The organism is Flavobacterium sp. B330r (genome assembly GCF_056824325.1).
In genome coordinates, this window is the sequence record NZ_CP124860.1 from 1993641 (window position 1) to 2009952 (window position 16312).

At 31.8% G+C, this 16312-nt stretch carries 18 protein-coding genes, 2 tRNA genes and 1 pseudogene; 14 read left to right on the forward strand and 7 right to left on the reverse strand.

Going from position 1 to position 16312, the window contains the following annotated elements; genetic code table 11:
* Positions 1–59: 59 nt before the first annotated feature.
* The 3 genes from QLQ95_RS09055 to QLQ95_RS09065 form a co-directional block, all read right to left on the reverse strand.
* Complete coding sequence (locus tag QLQ95_RS09055; RefSeq protein WP_482503491.1) at positions 60–290, reverse strand: ABC-three component system middle component 6; 231 nt, start codon at positions 288–290, stop codon at positions 60–62.
* Positions 280–1101 carry an ABC-three component system protein gene (locus QLQ95_RS09060; protein ID WP_482503493.1) on the reverse strand — a complete coding sequence of 274 codons (822 nt, stop codon included), beginning with the start codon at positions 1099–1101 and terminating at the stop codon, positions 280–282. Before QLQ95_RS09060 ends, QLQ95_RS09055 begins: the two co-directional genes overlap by 11 nt.
* A 103-nt stretch (positions 1102–1204) precedes the next feature.
* Entirely contained in the window at positions 1205–1615 is a 411-nt protein-coding gene (locus tag QLQ95_RS09065; protein ID WP_482503495.1) for a helix-turn-helix domain-containing protein, read from the reverse strand.
* Between the two features lie 175 nt (positions 1616–1790).
* Here QLQ95_RS09065 and QLQ95_RS09070 point away from each other — a divergent pair, with 175 nt between their 5' ends.
* Entirely contained in the window at positions 1791–2069 is a 279-nt protein-coding gene (locus QLQ95_RS09070) for a hypothetical protein (RefSeq protein ID WP_482503497.1), read from the forward strand.
* Positions 2070–2188: 119 nt separating this feature from the next.
* Positions 2189–2869, forward strand: a complete 681-nt coding sequence (locus QLQ95_RS09075) for a hypothetical protein (RefSeq protein ID WP_482503498.1) — start codon at positions 2189–2191, stop codon at positions 2867–2869.
* A 1256-nt stretch (positions 2870–4125) separates the two neighbouring features.
* Here QLQ95_RS09075 and QLQ95_RS09080 read toward each other — a convergent pair.
* The 4 genes from QLQ95_RS09080 to rseP form a co-directional block, all read right to left on the reverse strand.
* A complete protein-coding gene (locus tag QLQ95_RS09080; RefSeq protein WP_320494500.1) occupies positions 4126–4410 on the reverse strand; it encodes a GIY-YIG nuclease family protein in 285 nt (94 codons plus the stop codon).
* A gap of 53 nt (positions 4411–4463) precedes the next feature.
* Positions 4464–4537: transfer RNA gene (locus QLQ95_RS09085), tRNA-Asn, on the reverse strand.
* 39 nt (positions 4538–4576) lie between these two features.
* Positions 4577–4650 (reverse strand) — tRNA-Asn (locus QLQ95_RS09090).
* 83 nt (positions 4651–4733) lie between these two features.
* Positions 4734–6077: an RIP metalloprotease RseP gene (gene rseP, locus QLQ95_RS09095; RefSeq protein ID WP_482503500.1), complete on the reverse strand. Its 1344-nt coding sequence runs from the start codon at positions 6075–6077 to the stop codon at positions 4734–4736.
* A gap of 373 nt (positions 6078–6450) precedes the next feature.
* Here rseP and QLQ95_RS09100 point away from each other — a divergent pair, with 373 nt between their 5' ends.
* The 12 genes and pseudogenes from QLQ95_RS09100 to QLQ95_RS09155 all read left to right on the forward strand — a co-directional run bounded on the left by QLQ95_RS09100 (position 6451) and on the right by QLQ95_RS09155 (position 15825).
* Positions 6451–6735 (forward strand): hypothetical protein, encoded by a 285-nt coding sequence (locus tag QLQ95_RS09100; RefSeq protein ID WP_095929778.1) that lies wholly within the window; start codon positions 6451–6453, stop codon positions 6733–6735.
* A 65-nt stretch (positions 6736–6800) separates the two neighbouring features.
* Entirely contained in the window at positions 6801–6953 is a 153-nt protein-coding gene (locus QLQ95_RS09105) for a class IIb bacteriocin, lactobin A/cerein 7B family (RefSeq protein WP_141248136.1), read from the forward strand.
* Positions 6954–6973: 20 nt separating this feature from the next.
* Complete coding sequence (locus tag QLQ95_RS09110) at positions 6974–7114, forward strand: hypothetical protein (RefSeq protein WP_172426890.1); 141 nt, start codon at positions 6974–6976, stop codon at positions 7112–7114.
* A gap of 474 nt (positions 7115–7588) precedes the next feature.
* Positions 7589–8161 carry a DUF3267 domain-containing protein gene (locus tag QLQ95_RS09115; RefSeq protein WP_482503503.1) on the forward strand — a complete coding sequence of 191 codons (573 nt, stop codon included), beginning with the start codon at positions 7589–7591 and terminating at the stop codon, positions 8159–8161.
* 11 nt (positions 8162–8172) lie between these two features.
* On the forward strand, positions 8173–8418 hold the full coding sequence (locus QLQ95_RS09120; RefSeq protein ID WP_095929584.1) for a putative signal transducing protein: 246 nt from the start codon (positions 8173–8175) through the stop codon (positions 8416–8418).
* Positions 8419–8526: 108 nt separating this feature from the next.
* The gene (locus tag QLQ95_RS09125; RefSeq protein WP_482503504.1) at positions 8527–9585 is read left to right on the forward strand and encodes an HlyD family secretion protein; all 1059 of its coding nucleotides are present in this window, start codon (positions 8527–8529) and stop codon (positions 9583–9585) included.
* Positions 9586–9591: 6 nt separating this feature from the next.
* A pseudogene (locus QLQ95_RS09130) lies at positions 9592–11743 on the forward strand (peptidase domain-containing ABC transporter).
* Positions 11744–11856: 113 nt separating this feature from the next.
* Positions 11857–12474, forward strand: coding sequence for a hypothetical protein (locus QLQ95_RS09135; protein ID WP_482503505.1), 618 nt, complete (start codon positions 11857–11859; stop codon positions 12472–12474).
* A gap of 277 nt (positions 12475–12751) precedes the next feature.
* On the forward strand, positions 12752–13090 hold the full coding sequence (locus QLQ95_RS09140) for an ATP-binding cassette domain-containing protein (protein WP_482503507.1): 339 nt from the start codon (positions 12752–12754) through the stop codon (positions 13088–13090).
* Positions 13091–13110: 20 nt separating this feature from the next.
* Positions 13111–13383: an ATP-binding cassette domain-containing protein gene (locus tag QLQ95_RS09145; protein ID WP_482503509.1), complete on the forward strand. Its 273-nt coding sequence runs from the start codon at positions 13111–13113 to the stop codon at positions 13381–13383.
* Between the two features lie 143 nt (positions 13384–13526).
* Positions 13527–14597, forward strand: coding sequence for an NADH:flavin oxidoreductase/NADH oxidase (locus tag QLQ95_RS09150; RefSeq protein WP_482503511.1), 1071 nt, complete (start codon positions 13527–13529; stop codon positions 14595–14597).
* A 184-nt stretch (positions 14598–14781) separates the two neighbouring features.
* The gene (locus QLQ95_RS09155; RefSeq protein WP_482503512.1) at positions 14782–15825 is read left to right on the forward strand and encodes a Gfo/Idh/MocA family oxidoreductase; all 1044 of its coding nucleotides are present in this window, start codon (positions 14782–14784) and stop codon (positions 15823–15825) included.
* Positions 15826–16312: the final 487 nt, after the last annotated feature.

Genomic DNA, 16312 nt, shown 5'->3' on the forward strand with positions numbered 1-16312 from the left:
TCCTTTATGAAAAGGAATTTCTCTTATAATTGAATCTTTATTTGATATAATTAATTTTTTTAAAAACATTTCTCTATTACTCCATTGTCTTTTTTAATAATTCCTAAAATAAATAACCAGTCTAAAACTAGTGAATAAAGATTTATTGAAATTTTTTGGGTCTTATTCAAATTATGAAATAACTCAAAATAGTCAATTACTTTACTGTCTGATGAGCTTATTACATCTATCGCTTTAGCTCCTAAGAAATACACATCTCTTTCTGGATTTATATTTTTATCAATTATCATTTTTAGGTTCTTCTAAAATTTTACATCTCATAAAAGCATCGACTAGAATTATGAGTAAACTTATCTGTATTGCTTCAATTGGAATTGAATTGTTGAGATTGCCTGTTGATTCAATCAATTTCCATAGTTCTTTTTCAACATTTGAAATTATATGATCTGCATTTAACCTTATTTGTTGAATATCGGAGTATTTTCCTTTCTCAATTAAATAAAGGCTCCTAATTTTATTTAATACAAAACTTTTCTTTGAAGAGCCATCTTTTTCGATTTCTTCATAAATTTTATTTAGTTTTCCTTGATAAACCTTATATTCTTCTATAATGGGTTTGTAGCTTTTTATATTGTTATAAGAAATCTTACTTTCAGGATCTGGTGCATTATTTGGCTCTCCCAAATCCTCAATTGTATAAAAGGAAACACCAATTTTATTTATTACTTCATTTAGTGCTGATGGATTTTTAGAAAGAGATCCTGTCCCAGACAAAATTTGAAGAATTTTAGATTCATGTTCTTTTTTTATTTTTAACAGAGTTTCTTTAGGATAAAGGGCTTCATTATTTGTTTCAATATGATGATTTGGGCAAAATAATACTAAATTATTATAATCAGCCCGTTCCTTATCAGTCATATTTGGATTATAACGACATCCAGGGTTTGCATCTTCAATATGGCAAATATTAGAATAATTTAAATCTTCTTCTGGTTTTAAAAATACTACATTACAATCAGGGAATGCACATTTGTTTCCTGATAAAGCGTAAAGTTTTTTAATTGTTAATGTTGAATAATTTCTAGCTTTATTTTCAGCCATGTTAAATATGGATGTTGTTAAGATCGTAATTGTTGTATAAAATTATACTTTTATAAATTGACTGCTAATGTAATTAAAAGGGTTTAAAACAGAAGCTATGAGTTTAATCATTTTTTAGATTGACTTTCATCAACTTTTCCAAATACTCCACTTTATCTTTTTCAGCCTGAACCAAACGCTCATAAAGTTCCACAATTTTATCAATCGGATTGAAAGTGCATTCTAGCGCATTTGCATTAACAATACTATCGGTAATATCGTTGTCATATACATTATTGAAATAATTAACGACACCTTCATCTGAGAAACTTTTTATTGAATCAGCGGAAACTCCCAAAGCTTCTGCAATAACGTTTAGTTTTTCATCGTCAACTGTTTCGCTTCCTTCAATATTAGAAATCGTCTGTTGGCTCATGCCAATAGCAATGGCAAGTGCTTCTTGTTTCATTCCTCTAAGCTCTCTAATACGGCTTATGTTTCTCCCGATATGTTTTGGTTTTGTTGCTGTGCTCATACTTCAAAGATATTAAAAATCCTTAAAAATTAAGATATTGGTAAAAGACTATCTTTTTTGGTGAATTACCAAACCCGATGTTTTGTTAGAATGTATGCTATCGTTTATTTAGCCGAAACAAAAATACAATTTTTCGTACAATAATTATTCATAACCAAAACCATAAATAAACGCCATGAAAACAGAAAACGAAAGCAATGCCAATCAAAACAAAATAATAGAATCGGTAGCTAGATTGGTATCAGATCTTTGTTTCGACGGAGAATATAAAAACCATACAGAATACTTAACCGAGATTTTTGAGCATCTTCTAGAAACAGAATCGGGAGACAGTCGTTCTTTGCGAATTAAAATGCTAAGCTGTATTAGAACCAGTAAAATGGTGGCAAAAGCGCTAGAATCATTTTCAGACGAAGAAATACAAAAAGCCTGTGTTCAAATGATAAATGGGTAAAAAGAAGTATTTTATCGGTTTTCTAAGTAATTCGTGGTCAGAATGAAAGCTAACTAAAAGAAAATCAGTAACTTTAGGCTGAGTTTTTTAATTGGGGCATCTAATTTTATTCAAAAATCATGAAAAAGTATGAAGCAATTTTATGTACACTTGCGTTCGTATTTTCTCTCGGCTGTTTTGCTCAGCGCACCAACCATGCCTCCGCTTCTCCAGCAACAGGAAAAACGACACTTTTGACGGATAGTCTTTCTAATGATGATTTGGTCATTCAATCTTATTATGTAGAAGAGAGAATAAATAAACTTTTTGGAGGTAGAATTATTACCTACCAAGTTTCAAAATTGGACATGGTCGACACTTACGATCTCGGACCAAACAATACTAGAACAGTAATTCCTAATTACGTAAAAAGAAAGCCTAAGGTAGCTCCAAATACAATAGAGACCAAAACGCTTGTTGCAAGTTCGTCTGTCTCTGTAGAGCCCGTTAAAGTCGAAATTACAGCTCCCGCTCCAACAACTTCAAAATATGTAACCGTTAATATGGTTGATACCTACGAAAAAGTTATTGATAAAGGGTATAAATCTATCGATATGCTTAAAAAAGTAGCCGACCGTTTTTATTTTGAAGGGAATCTAAGCGCCGCAGCGGGCTATTACACGCAATTATTTGAAGAAGCTAAAGATTTAGAGGTTATTTATTATTACAGATATGCACAGTCCTTAAAAGCAATAAATGAAAATGAAAAAGCAAATACTTTAATGAAAAGGTTTAAGAGTGAAACTTTGAGTATGAAATAAGGTTTTCTTTGTGTGAAGATTTTTTACCGCAGAGAACGCTAAGATTTACGCAAAGTTCGCTAAGGTTATTTTGAGCTAAATCTAAAGATTAAGTTCGCAAAGCTTTGTGTAGATAATGCTTTGCGAATTTTTTTGTTTTACCTACAGTCGTCAGGATGACAAGGACAAGATTGGGTTAATTTTTTTAACGCAAAGTGCGCTAAGATTTACGCAAAGAGCACAAAGCTATTTTAATGTGGAGTTTAGCCAAAATCTAAGGATTAAGTTCGCAAAGCTTTGTGTGTATAAAGCTTTACGAATTTTTTTGTTTTACCTACAGTTTGTCATCCTGAGGAACGAAGGATCGCACTCGCATATCGGCAAAGATTGGCAACCTTTGCGATCTCTTTTATAGATTCCTATTAAGTCTCGGATAAAAAAACTCTTAGCGTCCTCTGCGTTAAATCTTTGCGACCATTGCGTAAAAACCTTGCGCTCTTTGCGGTTAAATAAACAATCCAATATATTGGAATTTCTAATTTTTTTAACGCAAAGTGCGCTAAGATTTACGCAAAGAGCACAAAGCTATTTTAATTTGGAGTTTAGTCAAAATCTAAAGATTAAGTTCGCAAAGCTTTGTGTAGATAATGCTTTACGAATTTTTTTGTTTTACCTACAGTTTGTCATCCTGAGGAACGAAGGATCACACTCGCGTATCGGCAAAGATTGGCAACCTTTGCGATCTCTTTTATAGATTCCTATTAAGTCTCGGATAAAAAAAACCTTAGCGTTCTCTGCGTTAAATCTTTGCGACCTTTGCGTAAAAACCTTGCGCTCTTTGCGGTTAAATAAACAACCCTATTATTGGAATTTGGAATTTTTTTACCGCAGAGTGCGCAAGGTTTTTACGCAAAGTTCGCTAAGATTATTTTGAGCTAAATCTAAAGATTAAGTTCGCAAAGCTTTGTGTAGATAATGCTTTACGAATTTTTTTGTTTTACCTACAGTTTGTCATCCTGAGGAACGAAGGATCACACTCGCGTATCGGCAAAGATTGGCAACCTTTGCGATCTCTTTTATAGATTCCTATTAAGTCTCGGATAAAAAAACTCTTAGCGTTCTCTGCGTAAAACCTTAGCGAACTTTGCGGTTAAATAAGCAATCCTATAATATTGGAATTTGGGCAAAAAAAAAGACCATCATTTCTGATAGTCTTTTTTGCTCCCCCTCTTGGGCTCGAACCAACCCCGATAGCTATCGGGGCTCTGATTAACAGGTTAGTTGTATTTTTCTTTCAATTTTAAAATAATATCGGGATACTTCATTAAGTTTTCAATATAAGTTTTGCTCTTCATGTTTTTGATATGCTTTTCTATTGAAAGTGCTTGGGTTTTGTTGGTACAGTCAAAACTAAGAAACAAAGTCCAGTCATTTGCATTTGCTGTAAATTTGTTGGAAGGTGAATTTTTGTGAAATTCCAATCTTAAGTCAAAATTAGTTGTATAACCAATATAATAGCGATTAAGCTTTAGGGAGTGTAAAATATATACAATATGATTCATGGTATAGGGATAAAAAAAAATACCACTTACATTTGTAAGTGGTATTTCTTAAGCTCCCCCTCTTGGGCTCGAACCAAGGACCCTCTGATTAACAGTCAGATGCTCTAACCAACTGAGCTAAGGAGGAATCACCTTAAAAGGTTAATATGTTTGCTAAAAAAAGTTGCTCCCCCTCTTGGGCTCGAACCAAGGACCCTCTGATTAACAGTCAGATGCTCTAACCAACTGAGCTAAGGAGGAAAGTGTTGCTCTTTTTAGCGAGTGCAAATATAAAACTATTTTTAGTTTCTCAAAAACATTTTCACTCTTTTTTTGACTTTTTTTTACTTGCCTACAATTGCTTTGTAAATGTCGTTACCATTAGCAAATAGTAGTAGTGAAATAAGTAAAACAAAACCAACCATTTGCGCATTCTCTAGGAATTTATCGCTCGGTTTTTTGCCGCTTACAATTTCATACAATAAAAACATTACGTGTCCACCATCAAGTGCCGGAATTGGCAATAAATTCATAACTCCAAGCATAATTGACAATAAAGCCGTGATTGACCAGAAAACTTCCCAGCTCCAAGAACTAGGGAAAATATTATAAATCGCAGCAAAACCACCCACTTGTTTGTAAGCTTTAGTTTCTGGATTAAAAATCATTTTCAATTGTTTTCCGTAACCTACCAATTGATCTTTTCCTTTTTGAAGACCAACCGGAATAGATTCGAAGAAACCGTATTCTTTTGTACTTATTTTATAGTATCCTAGTTTCTCTAATGATTTCATGTCTAAACCACCAGCAAAAACGCCTAAAGTTCCTTCTGGAGAAACTTTCACATTAAGAGGTGTTTCTTTTAAATCACGTAAAACAACAGCAGAAATCTCTTTTCCTTTATTAGCGGCCAAGATTGCTTTTGCTTCGTCAAAATATTTAACTTTTTGTCCGTTAAGAGAAAGAATCAAATCTTTTGCTTTTAAATTCTGATTAGGAGATTCTTCTCCAACTTTTCCAATTGCAAAAGGTCTGCGGATATCGATAAGCATTCCTTTTTCTGTTTTAGAAAGTTGGTCAACAAAATCAGTTGGCATAGTAATCGTTTGCTGTTGTCCGTTTCTTTCAATCAAAACGTGTTTTGCCATGATTACATTCATGTTCATATCACTGTCAAAGTTTTCTACCGCTTTACCATCAATAGAAATAATTTTATCACCAGTTTTAAAACCAGCTTTAAGCATAGCAGGATTTTCAATCGCAACACCATCTTTTAAGTCAGAGTTTGCAATGTAAGTATCGCCGTAAGCAAATGCCATTCCGATATAAATAATAAAAGCCAGAATAAAGTTTACAGTAACACCGCCAAGCATAATAATTAAACGCTGCCAAGCCGGTTTAGTACGAAATTCCCAAGGCTCAGGCGGAAGCGCCATTTGCTCTTTGTCCATACTTTCGTCTATCATTCCAGAAATTTTCACATAACCACCCAGCGGAAGCCATCCGATACCGTATTCTGTTTCTCCGATTTTCTTTTTGAAAAGTGAGTATTTAACATCAAAAAACAAATAAAATTTTTCGACTCTGGTTTTAAACAATTTAGCAGGGATAAAATGCCCTAATTCATGAAGAATAATAAGTAAAGATAAACTCAATAGAAATTGAGAGAGTTTGATAACTATATCCATTTTTTGTTTTTAATTCGTATTTAACGCACAAAAGTAGCGTTTTCTATTTTAATATAAGAGTGCAAGATAGTGTTTAAGGTTTTAAATGTTTGTTAATAATTACATTAGTTTTTATTAAACAAAAAGTAAATCTCACTTATTGTATTAGTACTTCATTGCATGAAAATGTTACAAAATGTCCTATTCTGATATTTTTAAAACTTATTGGGGAGGTGTTTTTAAAATTTCAATTCTAATTTCATTTTTTAAGCTTAAAAGATTATTCTTAAATAGTTAACAAAACTATTTTGAATTTCTTAAAGACTTTTTTGTTTTATTAATTTTTTACAGTGAGAATATGAATTTTATTAGACAAATTGAAAGAATCAAAAAAATGCATAAGTTAATTTGCGGAGAAAAAACAGGCTCTCCTTTAACATTTGCCAAAAGGTTATGTTTGAGCCGAAGCCAGTTTTATAACGAGCTAGATCTTATAAAAGAACTCGATGCGCCAGTAAAATATTGTAAAAAGAGGGAGACATTTTATTATGAAACTCCTTTTGAATTGATATTAATTTTTTCGCTAAAAACAATAAAAGATGATGAATCAAGAGAAATTTTTGGCGGTTCTAACTTGCGTCCAAGTTTATTGGACGGAAGTCTAATAAGTTTGCTCTAACAAAATGCTTCTCGAGAAAATGAATTTTGTTGGATTTATTAATTAACCATTTAAATTTTAAAGTTATGAATTTAGAAGAATTGAATTTAGTTGAACTTAATGTTCAGGAATTAGAAGAAGTAGTAGGAGGTCATGAACCTTGTTTCTGGGCTGGTGTAGCAGCAGTAGCTTTTCCATGGGCAGCAGGAGCATGTTTGGCATATGTTATGGCACAATAATTAATTAGAAAAATGTAACAATGAAAACAGAGAATTTAGAATTAGAACAATTAAATGAAATTGAGTTAATCCAAATTGAAGGAGGATCTCATTTAAAAGATTTTGTTGAAGGCATTGCTTGTGGCTTAGCATTTGCCGGATTTTTAGCTTCGGTTTTATAAAACTTTAAGAATGAAACTGTCCCTAACTTGGACAGTTTCATAAAAATTTAAAATACATCCTCAGAAGAGGTTTAAATACCCTTGTTTATGAAAAAAAAAATTATCTTCATTTTAGGAATAATATATTTCATTACGATTGTTATATTAAGAGAATATCCTGAAAAACACATTAGCTCTTTTTTAATCGGAATTTCTTGTTCGTTAACGGTTTTGTTTTATATATATATAGTTAATAAAAAACAAAAAATTAAAAAATAAATAGTTATGAATTTTTCTAAAGGATTTTTAAAAGAAGACCCCTTTCTTAAAATTGTTTTATTGATAGTTGCAATGTCATTTTTATTGTATTGGGCAGGTTATGTGTGTGGCAAGCTTGTATATTATATATGCCATTAACTCTTTAAAACTAATCTCTTTCCAAAAAATAAATTGAAAATTCCACAGGAGTTGCTAGAAATTATAAAATCATAGAAAATGAAAGAAATCTCTATTGATTCTAAAAAAGTACAAATTTTAGGAATGCTAATAAGTGTTCCGATTGTTTTGCTTTTCCTATTTGTTTTGTATTTGACATGGAATGAGATTTTTACAGCGAATTTGAAAGTAGTAAAGCAAACATTTCAGTTTTTTGATAATAAAAAACTAAACGTACTTTTAATTTTATTGGTTCCTAATTTAATTATTTGCGTAGGTATACTTGTGCATGAAATTATACATGGAATTTTTATGGCGCTTTTTTCAAAAGAAGGATGGCAATCGGTAAAATTTGGTTTCATTAAGAAATATTTAATGCCTTTTGCAAATTGTATAGAACCGTTAGAATCCAAGAAGATGTTAGTTGTTGCACTTGCACCATTTTTTATTCTTGGATTATTGCCTGCAATTTATGGATTTCTTTATAATAATTTGACTTTTTTATTTATAGGCTTTTCCATGACTTTAGGTGCAGTCGGAGATTTTATCTATGCTTATTTAATATTCAAAGTAGGTTTAAATCATAAATTATTAGATCATAAGAGCAAAGTTGGTTTTATGATCATAGATTAAAATGAAATAAAGTGATCCAGCAAGAAAGAAGAATATCTATTCATCAAGGAAGTAAAGAAGAAGCAACTGTTTTGAAAATGTTATTGGAAAGTTTTTCTATTCAAGTTTTTGAAGATGCATCACTAATGTCTGTTTTGAACCCATGGGGAGTTTTAGTTGGAGATATAAATGCTATAAAACTAAAAGTAGCTGAAGAAGATTATGAAAAAGCAAAGGCAATAATTGATAATTACAATTCTGGAGAATACGATATTTAATTTATTGACAAGCACCGTAAATTAATTGATATGCAGTTTAGTTCAGACCCTATAAACACTCTCGAAAATCTTATTGCAAAAAACAAAACAAAAAGCTTTTCAATTTATTTGATAATTCTTCTTGCTGTTATCACTTTATTGGGTTTATTGCCAGTAATTAAATTAGATATAAGCAGTCAGAGTAGAGGAATAATTCGAAGTAAGATAGATAATGTTCCTGTTACAACAATTGTAAGTGGCAGAATAAATGGTATAACATTAAAAAATAATGCTTTTGTAAAAAAAGGAGATACACTTTTAAAGATCTCTAAAGAAAATTTGGAAAGCGATAAAAGAACCCAAGATACATTGTCAAGCTCTGTTTTGTTGTTGTTAAGTGATATTTCAAATCTTTTACAAAATAAGCCATCACAATTGCAGACATCCACAGCGCGTGAAGATTTATTTAAATTTCAATCTGGAAAAAATGAACTGCAAAGCAAAATTTCTCACGCTCAGATAAATTATGACCGAAATAAGATTTTGTACGATAAAGATATTATCGCAAAAGCAGATTTTGAAAAATATGAATATGAGTTAAGCTTAGCCAAACAAGCATTGCAAAGTTTTATAAGTCAGCAAAAATCAACATGGGAAAATCAGAAAAGAGATTTAGAAGAACGATTAAAAAATCTTAATGGAACTGTTGCTAAAATAAACGTTGAGGCCAATAATTATTTCGTTTTGGCTCCCATTTCTGGAACTATAGAAAACTTTTCAGGGATTCAAAAAGGTTCTTTTATAAACGTATCGCAATCTATTGCAACAATTTCTTCTCCAGATCATCTTATTGTTGAGAATAATGTTTCTCCAAACGATATGGGTTTGATTAAGAAAAATCAAAAAGTAAAATTTCAAATTGATGCTTTTAATTATAATCAATGGGGTTTATTAGAAGGGAAAGTAATTGATATTGACCAAAATATAACAATGCAGGGAGAGCAAGCTTTTTTTAAAGTTCGCTGTGCATTAGATTCTAAAACTTTACATCTAAAATCAGGATATAAGACTGATGTTTCAAAAGGAATGACCTTAACTACGAGATATATAATTACACGCCGAAGTTTATTCGATTTGCTATTTGACAAAATAGACAATTGGCTCAACCCAAAACAACTATCAGCTTAAAATTAAATGGCTTCAATAAAAATAAAACAACATGATATTAAAGATTGTGGTGCTGCTTGTCTGGCGTCTATTGGAAACCATTTCAAAGTTAATCTTCCAATAGCGAGAATTCGTCAGTATGCCAACACAGATAAGCGAGGCACGAATGTTCTTGGAATAATTGAAGCTGCCGAGAAAATGGGTTTTACAGCAAAAGGAGTAAAAGGAGGTTTAGACTCTTTAGATAAAATACCGCTTCCTGCTATTGCCCATATTATTGTAAAAGAGCAATTGCAACATTATGTAGTGATTTACAAAGTTGAAAAATCTACAATCACGGTTATGGATCCAGGTTTTGGCAAAATGGGAACATACACTTTTGAAGAATTTCAAAAAATATGGACAAGTGTTTTAATTCTTTTTGCACCAAATGATGATTTTAAAATAGTAGATGAAAAAACGTCACCTATAAAAAGGTTTTGGAATTTAATTCAGCCACACAAAACTATATTAATTCAAGCATTAATTGGCGCTATAGTATTTACAGTTTTAGGATTGGCTATGTCTATCTATATTCAAAAAATAACAGATTATGTTTTGGTTGATGGCAATAGAAATCTTCTTAATTTATTAAGTGTCTCTATGATCGCTATTATTTTGCTTCAAGCTTATATTGGGTCAAAGAAGAGTGTTTTTGTGATGAAAACTGGTCAGTTAATCGATGCTAAATTAATCTTAGGTTATTATAAACATTTGCTTCATCTGCCTCAACGATTTTTTGATACCATGCAGATTGGAGAAATCACATCAAGAATAAATGACGCTGTAAAAATAAGATCCTTTATAAATGAAACCGCAATCGAAATGATTGTAAATGTTTTTATTGTTGTCTTTTCATTTGCATTAATGTTTACTTATTATTGGAAATTGGCTTTGGTCATTATTCTGGTTATTCCGTTTTATGTTTTTGTTTATTTTCTGCTAAATAAATTCAACAAAAAGGTTGAAAGAAACATAATGGAGAATGCGGCAGAATTACAAACACAATTAGTTGAAAGCATTACGCATGTTAGAACTGTAAAGGAATTTGGGATTGAAGAGTTTTCAAATTTAAAAACCGAAAACAAATTTGTAAAACTATTATTCATAACCTATAAATCTGGTCTAAATGGCATTTTTGCCGCAACATCGACACAGTTTTTGGCATCTGTATTTACTGTAATCTTAATGTGGATTGGTTCAGGTTATGTAATCGACAGAGCAATTACTCCTGGAGAATTGTTTTCCTTTTATGCGTTAATCGGTTATTTTACTTCGCCCGTTGCATCCTTAATTAATATGAATAAAACAGCACAAAATGCACTAATTGCAGCAGACAGACTTTTTGAAATCATGGATTTGGAAAGAGAAGAAACAGAAAACAAAATTGAATTATCAAAAGAAAATTTGGGAGATATAAAATTTGAAAATGTTTCTTTTCGGTATGGGTCTCGAGTGGAAGTTTTTAAAAATTTTAATGCCATATTCAAGAAAAACCAAACTACAGCTATTGTTGGTGAAAGCGGTAGCGGAAAAACCACTTTAATTTCGCTTTTACAAAATCTTTACCCAATAAAAGAAGGTAAAATTAATATTGGAGATTTTGATCTTCAACATGTTCATTATAAGAGTTTAAGGAAAATTGTTGGTGTTATTCCCCAACAGCTTAATTTGTTTTCTGGAAATATTATAGAAAACATTGCTTTAGGGGAATCTTTTCCTAATATTCAGAGAATTTTAGAGCTCTCAAAACAACTTGGAATTCATGAGTTTGTCGAAAAATTGCCAAACGGTTTTGAAACACAGATTGGTGAAAACGGAGCGATGCTTTCGGGCGGACAAAAACAAAGAATTGCCATTGCAAGAGCATTGTATAAAAATCCTGAAATCTTATTAATGGATGAAGCGACTGCATCATTAGATACTCATTCAGAAAAAAATGGTGAAAGATGTTATTGATAATTTTAAATCCTCAGGAAAAACTATAATCGTCATTGCACATCGCTTGAGCACAATAGCCAATGCAGATACTATATTAGTTATGAAAAATGGTTCAATTGTGGAATCTGGAAATCATTTTGATTTGTTAGAACAAAAAACGGAGTATTATAATTTATGGAATAAGCAGAATTTGGTTTAAATGTTTGTTAATAATTGTTGTTAGTTTTAATAATTTAAATTAACCTCATTTTATTAGTAACGAATTTGCTATTTATGTTACAAATATGCTATAACGATTAACTTGGTAAGATATTGGTTACGATTTTAGAATATTTGTTTATTGTTCGTTTTAGAAAGTTAATTTCTAAAGGAGACCGTATAGCCTTACTTTTAATTGTACTTCTTTATTTTGCGATTGCATTTTTAGTTTTTAGAAATTACCAGCATTTTCAAAATTATATTTTGCTCTTTTTTCTTGATACTGTTGGTTATCATTTGCAAAGATCCGATATCGAAATCTTGAAGCTGAGAAAAAATTATAAAGCAATATTGTTCTTAGAATATCTTATTTATTCCCTGCCTTTTTATTTGGTTTTATTATTTAAAGAAGAGTTTTTGCTTATTACGGGAGTATTAATTTTTAATATTGTTTTAATAAATCTTCCAAAATCAAATTTCAAAACAATACGATATCCTTTTAATTTGTTTAATGTTTACTGGCACATCAATTTTAGAAAATACAAGTTAATATATCTATTTCCTCTTTTAGCCATTTTAATTTATGTAGCTACAGAATATCAAAATCATAATCTTATTTATTTTGTATTGCTCGTTTTAGGAATAATAGCTTGTAGTCCGTCTTTTGAGAGAGAACAGGTAGAAGAAATTAAACGAAATCCTTATACGGCAGAAAAATATTTGAAGTGTTAACTAAAGAATACCGTTATTAATACATTTTACATCACCATTCCAATTGCCGTCATGCTTTGTTGCTTTCAGCAATGGGAAAAATTACTATGGGTTGGATTTGTATTTATTGCACCATTATTAAATGTTATTTTAAAATACCTCTATTTTAGAAATGACCTAATGCATCAAATTGTTTTTGTTCTATTTATTGTGTCAAGTGTCCTGTCTTTTGGAGCTTCATTAATAGCAATACCTTTTATGTACAAAAAAGCAATTCAAAATTTAAAAGCCATTAAATATGCTGAAGATTCAAATTGATCAAAAAAAATACGGTGACAAATTGATATTAGAAGACATCAAAATTAATATTGAAAAACCTGGAATTTATGGTGTGATTGGGAAAAATGGACATGGCAAAACAACACTTTTTAAATGTATCTTGGGCCTTGAAAGGTATAATGGAAATTCTATTTTAAATCAAGAAAAACTAATGCTGCAGAATGCGGGTTGGGTTCCTACTGAACCTCCAATTTATGATGAACTTACTGCTCAAGAATTTTATGATTTTTATGCCCATTTGTTAGATTTGAAGACTTTTGTTTTTGATGAAATTTTGAAGTTCCAGAAAACCAGTTAATTCGAGAATTTTCAACAGGCATGAAAAAGAAAACGTATCTCAATGCTGTTTTTCAGAAAGATTTTTTAATCTACATTTTAGACGAACCCTTCAACGGATTGGATTTAGAATCAAATTATTTGTTAATGAATTACATTCGAGAACTTTCTAAAACCAGCATAGTTTTGATTTCTTCTCATATTCTAGAAATCTTATACAAAGATTGTGATCAAATTTTTCTGCTGAAAGACAAAAACATACAGCTATTTGAGAAAACTGAATTTTCAGAAATAGAGAAAATGCTTTTTAGGTAATGTAGAATAAGGTGGCATTTGATTTAAATGTTTGTTAATTAATAAACATTTCGATTTCTCGTTTTAACAAGATACTGTAACTTTACTTTTTGAACATTGCCTTAATCAATTGGCAGTATAAACTCATTAAAAGTTACACGTATATGGCAACGAAATTATTTTCTCCGCTTACTATAAAAAATATCACTTTAAAAAATAGAATTGCAATCTCGCCTATGTGCCAGTATTCTGCCGTTGACGGATTTGCAAACGATTGGCATCTGGTTCATCTAGGAAGCCGTGCCAGCGGAGGTGCTGGGCTTATTATTCAGGAAGCGACGGCGGTTTCTCCAGAAGCGAGAATTTCTCCAGCCGATTTAGGAATCTGGAAAGACGAACACATTGAAAAACTAAAACAAATCAATGCTTTTATTGTTTCTCAAAATTCAATTCCTGGAATTCAGTTAGCGCATGCAGGAAGAAAAGCAAGTGTTTCGGCTCCGTGGTTGGGAAATAAAAAGTTAGATTTCGCTCAAGGCGGATGGCAAACCGTTGCACCAAGTGCGATTCCGTATCATGACAACGAACCCTTTCTTCCAGAAACGTTAGATAAAAACGGAATCCAGAAAGTGATCTCCGATTTTAAAACGGCAACCAAAAGAGTAGTCGAAGCAGGATATCAAGTTGTAGAAATCCATGCGGCTCACGGATATTTATTGCACCAATTTTTATCGCCTTTAACAAACGTAAGGACAGATGAATATGGAGGAAGTTTCGAAAACAGAATTCGCTTCACTTTAGAAGTTGTAGAAGCAGTACAGTCAGAATGGCCTTCAGATTTACCTTTATTGGTTAGAATTTCAGCAACCGACTGGGCAGAAAATGGTTGGAACCCAGAAGAATCTGTACAGCTTTCCAAAATATTAAAAGAAAAAGGAGTAGATTTAATTGATGTTTCGTCAGGCGGATTGGTTTCGCATCAGAAAATCACATTAGGGCCAGGCTATCAGGTTCCTTTTGCAGAAAAAGTAAAACAAGAAGCAGGAATTTCTACAGGCGCAGTGGGTTTAATTACAGAAGCCAAACAAGCCGAAGAAATTTTAAATAACAGTCAAGCCGATTTAATTCTGTTCGCCAGAGAATCTTTAAGAAACCCAAACCTTCCGTTGGATTTTGCTAAAGAACTAAACGACGATATTCAATGGCCAAAACAATACGAAAGAGCTAAACTTTAAATATTTTTATTAGCCACAGATTAAAATGATTTTTTTTAATTTTTTTTTTCGCCACGAATTGCACAAATTTTCACAAATCGTTGCGTTCAGAAACTTAAAAAAATTAGTGAAAATTTGTGTAATTCGTGGCAGACAGAAAATCCTTTTTAATCCATATAATCTGTGGCAAAAAAAACATAACAACATGCAAAAGATAAAGACAGCACTATTATCATACGGAATGTCGGGGAAAGTTTTCCACGCTCCGTTTTTAGATATTCACGAAGGATTTGAACTTTTAGGTTCTTGGGAAAGAAGCAAAAAATTAATTCAAGAAGATTATCCATACGTAAAAAGCTATGCTTCGCTGGACGAATTATTAAACGATGATGTCGATTTGGTAATTGTGAATACGCCAGTTGGAACGCATTACGAATATGCTAAAAAAGTGCTTTTGGCAGGAAAACATGCTGTTGTAGAAAAAGCATTTACCACAACGGCTGAAGAAGCAAAAGAATTGGCAAAAATCGCGAAAGAAAAAGGATTGAAATTGGTTGTTTTCCAGAACAGAAGATGGGATAGCGATTTTAAAACCGTTAAAAAAGTAATCGATGATGGTCTTTTGGGAGATTTAGTCGAAGCCGAATTTCATTTTGACAGATACAATCCGTTATTGAGTCCGAAAGCACATAAAGAAACTGCCAATGATGGAGCAGGAGTTCTAAAAGATTTAGGGCCACATATTATAGATCAGGCGGTTAGTTTATTTGGCTGTCCAAAAGCTGTTTTTGGAGATATTCGAGTAACGAGAGAAAACTCAGTTGTAGACGACTGGATCGATCTGACTTTGTTTTATTCTAATTTCAGAGTCCGTTTAAAAGCAGGATTTTTTGTGAGAGAAGCCAATCCGGCATATACCTTGCACGGAAAAAAAGGTTCTTTCTTAAAACCTCGTGGAGATGTTCAGGAAGATGATTTAAAAGTCGGCAAAAAACCAAATCTAGATTCTTGGGGAACAGAAGATGAAAGTTTACAGGGACTTTTACACACCGAAATAGATGGTAAAATTGTGCGAGAAAAAATACCAACGCTTCAAGGCAATTATTTCAGTTTCTTCGATGGCGTTTATGATTCTATTGCAAACGACAAAAAAGAGCCTGTTACCGCAGGCGAAGGTGTAAAAGTAATGCAGGTTATAGAAGCTGCAATTGCGAGTAATGCACAGCAAAAGGTAATAAGCATATCCTAACACATTCCGTAGGAATGTCTCATTGGTAGTAATGCAGGTTATAGAAGCTGCAATTGCGAGTAATGCCCAGCAAAAAGTAATAGGCATATCCTAAAAACATTCCGTAGGAATGTCTCGTCGGTAGTAGAAAAAAATAATATTCAGGTGCATTTACGTTCCGTAGGAACGTTTGATTTTGCGCATTATTTTTTAATAATCTAATGTCTCAAACGTTCCTACGGAACGTAAAATATTGGCAACGATTTTTTTACCAACGAAATGTTCCTACGGAACAGAGAAATATAAATAAAAGGGGATGTCTTAATTTTTGAGATTATCCCTTTTTTATTTTCTTAAAAAAATCAAACCAGTTATAATTCTACTAAAGCCGAAAAATTGTAATTTTAGGAATAAGAATTCAACTCAAAACCTTTGAATTTATAAACAATAACGTTGTATATTGTGTATAACCTTAGACTTTATGCACTTTAACGAGCGTTTTTAGTAT